Origin of the sequence: uncultured Shimia sp. (genome assembly GCF_947498095.1) — a bacterium.
GTDB lineage: Bacteria > Pseudomonadota > Alphaproteobacteria > Rhodobacterales > Rhodobacteraceae > Shimia.
The window spans coordinates 1-11,368 of the sequence record NZ_CANMJE010000026.1; the positions used below are offsets into that span (position 1 = coordinate 1).

9 protein-coding genes are annotated in these 11,368 nt (G+C 54.4%); 2 read left to right on the forward strand and 7 right to left on the reverse strand.

The annotated features are described in order from the left end of the window. Window positions 1-323: 323 nt before the first annotated feature. From Q0932_RS20165 to Q0932_RS20185, 5 genes are read right to left on the reverse strand one after another with little or no spacing between them, the layout of a single operon-like run. The gene (locus tag Q0932_RS20165; RefSeq protein ID WP_299357036.1) at window positions 324-2,207 is read right to left on the reverse strand and encodes a sugar phosphate isomerase/epimerase and 4-hydroxyphenylpyruvate domain-containing protein; all 1,884 of its coding nucleotides are present in this window, start codon (window positions 2,205-2,207) and stop codon (window positions 324-326) included. Window positions 2,208-2,215: 8 nt separating this feature from the next. Beyond that, the gene (locus Q0932_RS20170; RefSeq protein WP_299357021.1) at window positions 2,216-3,511 is read right to left on the reverse strand and encodes a TRAP transporter large permease; all 1,296 of its coding nucleotides are present in this window, start codon (window positions 3,509-3,511) and stop codon (window positions 2,216-2,218) included. Continuing rightward, window positions 3,508-4,113 carry a TRAP transporter small permease subunit gene (locus Q0932_RS20175; RefSeq protein WP_299357023.1) on the reverse strand — a complete coding sequence of 202 codons (606 nt, stop codon included), beginning with the start codon at window positions 4,111-4,113 and terminating at the stop codon, window positions 3,508-3,510. Before Q0932_RS20175 ends, Q0932_RS20170 begins: the two co-directional genes overlap by 4 nt. A 26-nt stretch (window positions 4,114-4,139) precedes the next feature. Continuing rightward, window positions 4,140-5,147 (reverse strand): TRAP transporter substrate-binding protein DctP, encoded by a 1,008-nt coding sequence (gene dctP / locus Q0932_RS20180; protein WP_299357025.1) that lies wholly within the window; start codon window positions 5,145-5,147, stop codon window positions 4,140-4,142. Between the two features lie 42 nt (window positions 5,148-5,189). Beyond that, complete coding sequence (locus Q0932_RS20185) at window positions 5,190-6,350, reverse strand: Gfo/Idh/MocA family oxidoreductase (protein WP_299357027.1); 1,161 nt, start codon at window positions 6,348-6,350, stop codon at window positions 5,190-5,192. A gap of 195 nt (window positions 6,351-6,545) precedes the next feature. On the opposite strand from Q0932_RS20185, the gene Q0932_RS20190 reads away from it, so the two are divergent. Next, complete coding sequence (locus Q0932_RS20190) at window positions 6,546-7,199, forward strand: GntR family transcriptional regulator (protein ID WP_299357030.1); 654 nt, start codon at window positions 6,546-6,548, stop codon at window positions 7,197-7,199. 126 nt (window positions 7,200-7,325) lie between these two features. On the opposite strand, the gene Q0932_RS20605 is transcribed toward Q0932_RS20190, so the two are convergent. Together Q0932_RS20605 and Q0932_RS20195 are read right to left on the reverse strand one after the other, a co-directional pair. Then, window positions 7,326-7,571 (reverse strand): AraC family transcriptional regulator ligand-binding domain-containing protein, encoded by a 246-nt coding sequence (locus Q0932_RS20605; protein WP_366141443.1) that lies wholly within the window; start codon window positions 7,569-7,571, stop codon window positions 7,326-7,328. A 15-nt stretch (window positions 7,572-7,586) separates the two neighbouring features. Next, entirely contained in the window at window positions 7,587-9,275 is a 1,689-nt protein-coding gene (locus tag Q0932_RS20195) for an FkbM family methyltransferase (protein ID WP_299357032.1), read from the reverse strand. 935 nt (window positions 9,276-10,210) lie between these two features. On the opposite strand from Q0932_RS20195, the gene Q0932_RS20200 reads away from it, so the two are divergent. Continuing rightward, on the forward strand, window positions 10,211-11,002 hold the full coding sequence (locus Q0932_RS20200) for an alpha/beta hydrolase (protein ID WP_299357034.1): 792 nt from the start codon (window positions 10,211-10,213) through the stop codon (window positions 11,000-11,002). Window positions 11,003-11,368: the final 366 nt, after the last annotated feature.

Here is an 11,368-nt window from a genome sequence, read left to right on the forward strand (position 1 = left end):
GAAACCATCATACCAATGGAACCCAGGCCGATCATGCACTAACAATCAACTTGGACCCGTCAGATAGGGCTGCTCAGGCAACCTCTGACCAAACTGGGGCGGTTAGTGACCGATGCTGCAATCGGCGCGAATTGGAGGTATGGGGCGGAGAGTTGTCATTCGCTGCAAGATGATTGAACGGCGGTTATGCGCTGAACGGGGACCTAAAACTTCGCTGTGTGGTGGCTAGACACCAGGGTTACTAAGCGATCTATCCCCGAACTCCTTAAGTTTTTCGAGTGTGGAGCACAGACGGGACTGCACTAAAGCCAATCCGATTGGCGTCACGTTCTGGGAACGCCCTTCGCGCGAGACAGCCGTTTTTGAGCAGCGATGCGAAACGGAGCGTTTGGGGCACCGTATCCAGTGTAGCCTTGGTTCCGTTGAACGATCTCAATGAACAGGCTTCCACTAAAGGACTGAGTGTAGGCCTGAAAAAAGTCAGCGCCCCCCGTCTGGTCGTACAGCACACCCTGGGCCTGCATGTTTTGGATAAGAGCATCGTTAAGATCAAAGCGCGCAGCGAGATCATCGTAATAGTTGGGAGAAATCGGCAGCGTTTCAAACCCCCGTGCGGCCAACTGTTCAAGCGTTTCGAAAATGTCCCGCGTTGCAAAAGCTATGTGTTGGACCGAGGCGCCGAAACTGTCGGACAGGAACGACCCGGCCAGCGTTCTGTGACTGTCAGCACCGTTGAGTGTCACTCTGACCGAGCCGTTGGTGGCTTCAACCGCCTGACTGCGGACCAGCCCATCCGGATCGATCACGTCGACCATGGGCGCCTTGCTCATGTCAAACAGCGTTGTGTAGAACAGCGACCAGCTTAGCATGTCCTCATAGCTCATCGTTTGCGCGATGTGGTCGATGTGAGTCAGTCCGGCTCCTGCAGGGGCACGGGCTGCGGAAAACTCCGTTTGCCAAACTTGCGAGAGGTCTGCGCTGTCATCGAGAAAATGCAACACAGATCCCGACAATCCCCTCACGGCCGGAATTGCAAGCTCTCCGGCACCTACGGTTTGTTCGAAAACCTCTGCCCCCAAGGCCGACGCACGCGTTGCTGCCGCTTGTGCGTCAGATCCCAATAGCCCCAGATCACACACGCAAGTCCCACGGGCGTTCCAACTGCTGGCGGCGTGGCCAGAGGTTTCTTCGTTAACGACGATACGGATATCACCTTGCTGCCACAGGCCCGCCGCCTTGCTGCGATGGTGGCCCACCTGTTCAAAACCCAAAGACGTCAGATCGGTTTTCAGATTTGCCGCCTCAGCGCCGCGGGTTGCGAACTCGACAAAGGAAAACCCTTTGGGCTCTATGCGCGCCGGCATCTCAGGCATGTTGACGCTCAGCTCCGGCTCGGCGCGTCTGACGTCATCCAGCAGACCGACAAGCGACCGGTGGCCATCCTTGGCAACGGTGCGCGGGTTGCTGCCGCGAAACTGATCGTTGAAAATCTCAAGGCTGATCGGGCCATTGTAACCGGTGGCCATGACCGCCTGCATGAACCTGGCGACGTCCAGATCGCCCTCTCCGGGCATGTTCCTGAAGTGGCGCGACCAATACAGAAGGTCCATTTCGATCAGCGGCGCATCCGCCAATTGGACAAAGAAAATCTTGTCGCCGGGGATGGCGCGAATACTGTTTGGATCAAGCTTGCGGCTAAGCGTGTGAAAACTGTCGACGATCAGGCCGATGTTGGGATGATCCGCGCGGCGCACGACCTCCCATGCGTCGCGGTGATCATTGATGTGCCGACCCCAGGCCAAGGCCTCGTACCCCAGGCGCAACCCGCGTTTTGCGGCCCGTTCGCCCAGTTCGTGAAAATCATCAACCGCGCGCTCGATGCCCCCCAGCGACGCAGGGTGCACCGACGAGCAGACTAGCACCAGATCGGTGCCCAGCTCTTGCATCACGTCAAACTTGCGTTCAGCCCGATCAAACGCCTTGGAGCGCGCGGGTTCCGGCAGGGTTTCAAAGTCGCGAAAGGGTTGGAACAGAGTGATCTCCAACCCGTGGTCACGCACCAGGCGTCCGACATCCCTGGGGCTGCCATGGTCCGCAATGAAATCGGCCTCAAATATCTCGATGCCGTCAAACCCGGCTGCTGTGATCGCTTCGAGTTTTTCGCGCAGATTGCCCGAAATCGAGACCGTCGCGATGGAGGTTTTCAGCGCCCCGGTCATCCCTGATACCCAAGCAGACGTGGCAGCCAAAGCACGATGTCCGGCACCAGGATCATGACAAGGAGGGCCAGAAGCAGCACACCGAGGAATGCCCAGATCTCTCCAATGATCTCCTTTAGGGGAATACCCGTGACCGCGTTGATGACAAACAGCAAGATGCCATAGGGCGGCGTGATCAATCCGATCATGGAATTGACAACGATCAGAACGCCAAAGTGCACCAGATCAATCCCAAGTGCCTCGCAGGTCGGAATGAACAGGGGAACGATGACTAGGATGATCACTGTGGCGTCCAGGATGCAGCCCAACAACAGGACCATCACATTGATCAGAAGCAGGAAGACAAGCGGGTGAATGTTGGCCCCATCAAGCGTTGCAGAAAGAGCCTGGGGAATGTTCTCTTGCACGACGATGTAGGTCAGGATCATCGAGGCGCCGATGACCAACCCCACCGAGGCGGCAGCGCGGGCACTGTCTACAAAGACCTGATACAGCGTCCTGAGCTTAATGGCGCGGTACAGCCCCGCAGCAATGACCAGCGCGTAGAGTGCTGCGATGGCCGCAGCCTCGGTCGGGGTCGTGATGCCGCTATACAGGCAAAAGAGCAGGATGAACGGCATCAGCAAGGCAGGCGTGGCCTGAACGGTCAGTTTGGGCAGGTCCCGCAATGGAACCGGGTCTTCCCGACCAAATCCACGGCGATGTGACATGAACACGTTCAACGCCATCAGGACGAACCCCATGAACAGGCCGGGAATGATCCCCCCCAGAAACAGATCCTTGATAGAAGCGCCTGAGACCAGCGCGTAGATCACCATCGGGATAGAGGGTGGAATGATTGGGCCGATGGTGGCCGTTGCCGCAGTTATGGCCGCCGCATAACCTCGCGTGTATTTGCCGCTTTTGACCATCATCTCGATGATGATCTTTCCGATGCCAGCTGCATCTGCGACGGCAGAGCCCGACATGCCCGAGAAGATCAGCGACGCCACCACGTTGACATGTCCCATGCCGCCCCGGAACCGGCCGACGACGGCGATACAGAAATTCAGCAGCCGATCGGAAATGGACCCGGCGTTCATGATATTCGCCGAGACGATGAAAAGCGGCACCGCCAACAGCAGAAAGCCATCAAACAGACGCTGCACCATGGTCTGCCCGGCAATGGCAAGATCCTGACCGGCAACGCCAAGATAGACGATGACCCCAACCAGGATTGAGAACGCGACAGGTGTACCGATTGCCGCCATGCCAAACAGAGCGATCAGGCCCAAGAGGAGTTCAACGCTCATGATGCATCCTCCTTGCCCGTTTTGTCAGAAAGTATCTCTTCCATCTCGGTTTCTGGAGGTCCGTGTCGAACAACGGAATACAGCCGCCACAGGTAACGGACGATGGTTGCGATCATGAGAAGGATATAAGCCGCAAACAGCCACTTGATTGCGATCTTGTCGCCCGTGATCGGCATTCTGAGCGTCTGGATCTTCTTTAGGTCCATCAACCGGTTGCCAAAGATCGCATCCCATGTTGCGGGAAACGAATAGAGCATGGCGGCGATCAGTCCCAAGGCGGACAAAAGCGCGAGAATGCGTTGGGTTTTGCGCGGTGTTGCCAAATAGAGCACGTCAAACGTGACGTGGTCCCGCGCTCGGACGATGAAGGCGCATCCAAAAAAGACGATCCAGACCCACAGCAGGGAAATCAGGTTCACGGTCCAGCCGATCGGCTCCAGCGATGCCATCCAGTCCGAGATCGGCGGAATGGGTACGAGCCAGGCGATCTTGGCCGCATACCGGGTAAATATCTGGATCAAAAACGTTACAAAAACCGCCGCCAAAGCCATGGCGGCGATGAATTCTGCAATGCGAGAGAGCCGAGTAAGGATTGTATTCATCACATCGACCCTCTCGCAAATCTTGCTTAGTTGCCAAGCTCATTGATGCGCTCAAGAAGGCCCTCGGGCCAGCTTGCTGCGGCTTCGGACCCTACATATTGCGACTGAACATGGTCGCGGAACGCTGCCAGATCAGGGGTGTAGATTTCAACGCCCTGGCTGCGGATGAACTCGGCCAGGCTATTTTCCTGATCCAGCTGTTTCAGTCGGCCATACGCGGCAGCGGCATCTGCAGCACGTTGAACAATCAGCTGTTGATCGGGCGACATTGCATCCCAGGTCTCTTTCGAAAAGGCGATGTAGTTCAGGTCGACTAGGTGAGAGGTCAATGCGATCTGCTTTGTCACCTCATAGAACTTCTTGTCGACCACGGTGGGAAGCGGGTTGTCCTGACCGTCCACAGCCCCCGTAGAGAGAGCTGTATAGACCTCGGTGAACGCCAACGGCGTAGGCGATGCACCAAGCGCCTTACCCAGGAACTGCCATGCATCCGTGCCAGGCATACGCAGGTTCACTCCAGCGAGGTCCGCGGGTGTCTGGATGTCTTTTTCCTCACGCGTAAAGCGCAGGTTCACGTGGCGTTTGCCCAAGTACATCACTGACAGCAATTTGACACCCAGCTCGTCCTCGACCTTGGCCTTGAACGGGTCCATCAGCGGATCGTTAAAAACGCGCACCTGATGCGCCGCGTCTTGATGGACGTACCCCGTGGCAAAGATTGAAAACTCGGGGAAAAACTGCGCCAGTTCCTGTGCCGAAGTGATCGACATTGTCAGGTTACCCCGCGCGATGGCTTCCAACTCAGCTCCTTGGGCAAACATCGTGCCGTTGTAACCAGGTTTGTACTCCGCAAACCCCGCGACCATTGGAGCAAATACATCTGCGAGCGCAACAGAGCGTTGATCGGTTTCCGACCCGGATGTGGCCATGGTGAAGGTGATGCCTTCTGCGCTTGCGCTGGTTGCAATGCTGGTAGCGAGCCCCAAGGCTGCAACTGACGCGAGCGCGGCACGCCGTGTAAGTTTTATGATCATTTTGTGTCCTCCCCAGACGATATTGTGGCACGTGTTGCGCGCCTAATTTGCGACTTTCGCATTCGTTTCGTTTGTTATTTCTGATTGGCTAGTTGGTTTGTCGACCCACATGCTATCCCAATCCTCGGCTTCGAGGTGAACCAGAGCGTTGGTTTTGGCCGATTTCTGGATCGCATCAACAACCGCCAGGCTACGCAGCCCCTCGCGCCCCGAAACCAATGGGGCTTCTTCTCCTCTGATTACGGCGGTGAAATGGGCCATCTGATTTATCAGCGGATCAGAGGTATCCTGCGGCACCGAAGTGGCGGAAATGGGGGTCCACCAATCCCGGCACTCGTTGTGACCCCAAAGGGTCAGGTCAGGCACTGACAACGATCCATGGCTGCCGCCGATCAGATATGCGCTTTGCGAGGTTGTCGGGTAGATGGGGTACTCATGCGCCGTCATCTCCCAGCTCCAGGGCGCTACGATGCTGTCCGAAACTGTGATCGTGCCAATCGCGTCGTTCTCGAACCTCAGCAAGGCGGCGGCGACGTCTTCGTTTTCGTATCCGCGTGCCGAAGGAGCGACCTGTGCCTGGACGCTGACGATTTCACCGCACAGATGCCGCAGCAAGTCGATGTCATGCACTAGGTTCACAGAAATCGGCCCGGCCCCCACCTGCTTGCGCCAGGGTGCCTCGTCAAAGTAGCTGTCGGGTTTGTAGAACCAACAGCTTGCTTGAACCGCGCGTACGGCCCCGATGGTGCCGAGATTGATGTGTTCATGTGCCTTGCGAACAAGCGGATTGTGACGTCGGTGATGCCCAACCAAAAGCGCAACATTTGCCTGTTCAGCACGTTCAACCAATGTCCGGGCCGCACGCAGATCATCTGCCAGCGGCTTTTCGATCAGCACCGGGATACCTGCGTCCAGACACGCCGCTCCCTGGTCGACATGCAGTTTGGTTGGCGTCGACAGGATAATCCCATCGGGCGCTTGAGCGAGGATCATGCCATGCAGGTCATCAAACCAAGGAACACAAAGCCGCTCGGCCACCGCCTTGCCCGCGTCACTTGGGTCGACGACAGCGCACAGGTTCGAGTCAGGCACTTGCGCAATGGCATCCGCATGGCGCTGCCCCACAAGGCCAATGCCTGCAATGGCTAGGCGCAAGGGCGGGCGCGCTTCGGTTGCCGCGTTGCTGAATTCGGATGACGCCAAAAGGCCACCTCCCCAAGTTGGACTGATCTCACTGCCAAACAGGGAATCAATCGCGGGTTTCAGAGAGCCTAGCCGCCATGATCGATCAAATCAATAATATCATATATTTTTTGTTTTACCATAAATATTGCGTAATTGTATGACCATCAAAGAGATGCTATTTCAAAGAAAATCTTTGTCTGATCGGGTTCTTCTATGGCCAAGCCGCCATCCACAGTTGGTTCTTCCACGTTCGAGCGCATCAAGCGCGACATCATTTTCGGCACGCTCGCGCCCGGCTCGAAACTGAAACTGGATGGTCTGAAAGAGCGGTATTCGGCCAGCGTCTCGACCTTGCGGGAAACGCTCAACCGGTTGGCCAGCGACGGGTTTGTCGCTGCCGAGGAACAGCGCGGCTTTTTCGTGACGCGCGTTTCCAAGGAAGATCTGCGTGAAATCGCGAGCCTTCGACTGCTATTGGAACGCCATGCCCTGCAGCAGTCGATTGCAAACGGCGATACCGACTGGGAAGGAGACGTCGTCGCTGCCCATCACAAGCTGCACCGCATGGAGCTTCAGATGCAGTCCGGTAACGAAACCGAAAAGGAGACCTGGAAGCGATACGATTGGGAGTTCCACCTGGCGCTTATTCGCGCGTGCAACTCACAGAACCTGCTGTCCTTGCATTCCAAGATCTACGACAAATACCTGCGGTACCAGATGCTGGTCTTCACCTTTCGCGGCGAGGCCGCGGCAGCCGAGCATCAAGGCATGTTAGATGCGGCCCTTGCTCGGGATCCTGACACTGCGATCAAGTTTCTAGAAGATCACATCAAAAACGGATTAATCCACACACTTGAAGCAATGTAGAACCCGGCCTAATCCCAGACCATGGCTCAAACTCGAAAACGTGATGAATGCAAAATCAAGCTCAGGTGATTTGTTTCATTCCCGGGCACAAAGTTACTTTGCCTCGCGAGTTCACGACACCAAGTTCTAGGTATCCGTGCCTCGGGACCGGAAAACGTCTGACAAGCTCGTTTTCCTCGACGCGACAGCAACTAGATTCTGTGAAGGGAGTAAATCTCTGGAGAAAGCTATTCCAATCGCATTGGCTTCAAATGTGATCGGACACGCAAAGGCCTCTTCAAGTTCGGACACTCGCTGGGGTCTGGGAATGTCCAGCTCCAATGATGTCGGATGCCAACAATCGCCAACAAAGTGTCGGACGACGCTGCACAAAACACCTACACCGCATTAGTCACTACCATCAAAGGACACTTTCGGTTCGCAAAGGTAGTTACAGTTCGTCGGGTAGCGCGAGTATTCAGCTTTCACGATGTATCCATTTGCCCGCAGCCAAGACGAAAATGCCTTTGCGTTGATGTTGTCGACCTCCACAAACAGAGTTGGACGACACTTGCTTATTGTCTCCGTCAACCCTTCTAGAACGGATATTTCCATGCCTTCCACATCAATCTTGATGAAATCAACATCTCTTGCTCCAAGAAAGTCATCACCTCGCATTATCTCAAGGTCCCCCCCTTTAAACCCGATTGTAGCCCCGCCGAGGTTTACTTTTTGCCAATTATTGCGGCGCCATTCTATTGCAGCTGTATTGGTCGATTCTGCCCCAATCCCAACACCCAAGCCGGTCAAATCACATATTTCTTTTAGTCCATTGAGTTGCACGTTCGCAGTAAGCGTTCGGATAGCATCTGGGTTAGGTTCCGCAAGGATGACTTGACGCGGGTTTAGGAACATCGCGCAGTAGACTGAATGATTGCCAACATTTGCACCGATGTCGAAGAATGTGCCGCCGCGTTTAAAATACCGCCCTATGATATCAAGCTCTTCCCTTTCGTAAAACTGTCCCTTCATATGGTGTTTTTGAACTTCGTCACGATGATGCGTTACACAGAACTCAACATCTTTTCCCTTTATTGATGCTCTTACGAGTTGCGATGGTTTGGGGATGTGACCTGGACGGACAACACGCACGACTGCGTCGTTACTCACCCTCGGCATGGGTCTTGATTTAGTTTCGTTAAGCCCGTTGACCAACTGCTCAGCAAAGGTGGCGATATGGTGAAGTGCACTAGTCACGGCTGGACCCGTACAGCGCATTTCTATGTTTTCAGGGACATCAACTGGATCTTCCAGTAAATCGTTTAACTGGCGGGTGGCATATGTCCTGCCAATTCGCAAAAAAGTCTCTTGGGACAGAGCGCCGTTCCGAAGTATCTCAGCGCTGATCTCGCGCCATTGCTTTCCTTCGCTGCGCGGAGCTCCTCTTAGTAATAGTCCCCAATGACCGATGAGTGCTTTCGCTGTTATTTGTTCAATGCTTCGTACGGGAAAATGAGCCAGTGCAACGGTAGTAGATTTGTGGGCTCTGACACTACGGCCTTCTAGCAATAATTTATGTGATCCTTGAGACCAAACAGCACGGCCAATAAGTCCTTTCGGCACAGTACTTTTTCTGTATTGCGGACGCTCTGGGTCGCGTCGCCATCTGATACGCTGAACCGGATTTTCTAGGTCAGCGCGGTCATCTTCTGTAGGCACATAGGTGCGCCAATCTATGTGAATCGGATCACTAAATGCGGCACATTCCTCGCGGAAGGCTCCGGGATCACCAACAAGTATCTCATCACCATCCAAAGGGATAACATGATAGGGATTGTATGACCCCGCGCTTTCAGCGAGAAACCGGTTCATGATATCAGTTTGTGGATGACCGGGAGTTGGATCAGACGCAACCGAGACAGAAGGCAGCTCTTCCGCAAGATCTGCCAAAATCTCCAACGTGCCATCGCTACTGCCGTTGTCTATAATGTGGATATGATCCAAGAAACGAAGGTTAAGGCGGATCATTGCTTCGATAATGTCAGCCTCATTCTTCACGACTGACAACCCTATGAGTGTGGCCAAATTGAACTCCAATCAGTTTTCTGAAGGCCACCATAAAGCAGAAATGGCTTTTCGGTAAATGACCTGCCTCAGGGCTGCACTGAGGCACTACGTCCCGTGACAACTTCAACGCGAAGCGCGCTGAAGCTTAGCTTTTCAGCCATCCATGCGGCACAGGAACTGCTTGTACGCGTGCTCTACTTGACCTGCATGTCACCGCAAAAAAAGTCCTTGTGCTCTAGCCAGTAAACTGGAGGGCTGCTGTGCACCCAACACACCCGCCCCCCGACCATCAGGTCTCAGTCCTGCCTTCAGCGGGGCTCTCCGTGGCTAGCCGTGGTCCTCGTTCCGCCCCAGTAACCGCCCCAGTTTGGTCAGAGGTTGCCGTAAGTCGATGTTACCTAAGGGTCGGCAAGGATTCCTACCATCCCAGCCACCTCTCCCTAGTTCAGTAAACTAAGCACCCGGGACGCCCGTAGTCCTAGGAAATGCCCCCATTTATGCCCCAGTTGGTTTTCACGAGATCTAGGTGTTGGCGGGGTCGCTGACACACTGCTGGAGTGGGCTCTGACCATGGGATTGGATACGAACTGTACTTGTTGGTGGTGGACTGACCTCCCCCAGATGAGCGGGAGAGGTCGTTGGCGTTAGGTCTGAGTATAGTAAGCCGATCTTGGGCATAGGGATAAGTAATGTAGGCGCAGGTAGAAGGAGCGGAGTAGCTGCCAATCCACCCCGTCCTCCCAGACTAGAAGGACCCGAGAAAAAGAAAGCTTGTGTGCAATGCAGCCGTCCAGATTACCCGCAACATTCGGTACTAGGGGCGGTAACTTGAAGTTCGCTGCGCCTCGCTCGAGTGTCAGTTATGCGGACAGTGCTGCCGTTAAGGACATCACGGAACCCTGTTCGTTTTTTGCATTCACCAAATGTGTGTTAAAGCTAGAAACCTAGCTCTTTTGGAGATTGCTGTGAAACTTGAAAAGACTGACTTTATTGAAGCGGGAAACGGTGAAAAGGTTATCCTTGTTCACTCAAGCGTCGCTGGTGCCAAGCAATGGCGGAGCCTGATGGAGACGCTTTCCAGCGACTTCCATGTTATAGCTATTAACCTATTTGGTTACGGGAGCACCCGTTTCTGGGAGGATGATGGTGCGCAACGTTTAAAAGATCAGGCTAGGTTAATTGAACCCTTTTTGCCAACAGGTGACGACAAAATTTCGCTTGTTGGACACTCGTTCGGTGGCAGCGTCACGATGAAGGCAGCTGCAATGTTCAAGTCGAAAGTTCGCCGCTTGGCCCTCATCGAGCCTAATCCATTCTATCTATTGCAAAAGTACGGTCGGCCTGAAGCATACCAAGAAGCGGTCACCCTAAGGGACGCGATCAAGTCAAACGGGAAAGCTGGGACATGGGAAGTTGCCGCTGAGGTGTTTGCAAATTATTGGACAGGCGCTGGAAGCTGGGACGCTATGCCTGATGCCCGAAAATCCAAATTTGCGCAGGCGTTGATGCCAAACTTCCATGAATGGGATGCAGTGATGAATGAAGAAACGTCATTTGCTGAATGGGAACGAGATTTGCCTGAAGATACGACTGTGGTGTCTGCACAAGATACAGTCCGATCCATCATTGAGATTGTCGAATTGATGAAAGAGAACGTATCTGAATGGCGCTTTGAACAAATAGAGCGTGGTGGACACATGGCGGCAATGACCAAACCAGATTTAATCAATCCGATTGTCGTAAATGCCTTAGTTTAGTGTCTGCGTTGGGCTCATACCGGACCTTAGCTGCGCGATACATGAAGGACCGGTGAGAGGACAAGTTGCCATTTCGATCAGCCCAGCGGACGGCCGCATCCGGCCCCAAAACTGACCTTGACGGCATGTGCCTCGATTTCCCGTCGTGGAACATCCGAACGCGAAAACCTTGGTGGCGGAATGAGCAAATTGCTCCGCTGTGTCACTTGGCCGGGATGACATCAAAGCCGACTATTCCCATCGTTGAAACGATCTGCAACTTGTAAGAACCGTGTGGGCCAGTCCAGATTTTGAGCCTCCCCATCTGAATGGGTCCACCGTTAAGGTTAGGAAACGGAGGACTAAGAATGGCAAACAAGCGACTGA

Excerpts from the sequence above, each read along its gene's own strand:
- Q0932_RS20170 (WP_299357021.1), bottom strand. The coding sequence starts at position 3,511 with ATGAGCGTTGAACTCCTCTTGGGCCTGATCGCTCTGTTTGGCATGGCG.
- Q0932_RS20175 (WP_299357023.1), bottom strand. The coding sequence starts at position 4,113 with ATGAATACAATCCTTACTCGGCTCTCTCGCATTGCAGAATTCATCGCC.
- dctP (WP_299357025.1), bottom strand. The coding sequence starts at position 5,147 with ATGATCATAAAACTTACACGGCGTGCCGCGCTCGCGTCAGTTGCAGCC.
- Q0932_RS20190 (WP_299357030.1), top strand. The coding sequence starts at position 6,546 with ATGGCCAAGCCGCCATCCACAGTTGGTTCTTCCACGTTCGAGCGCATC.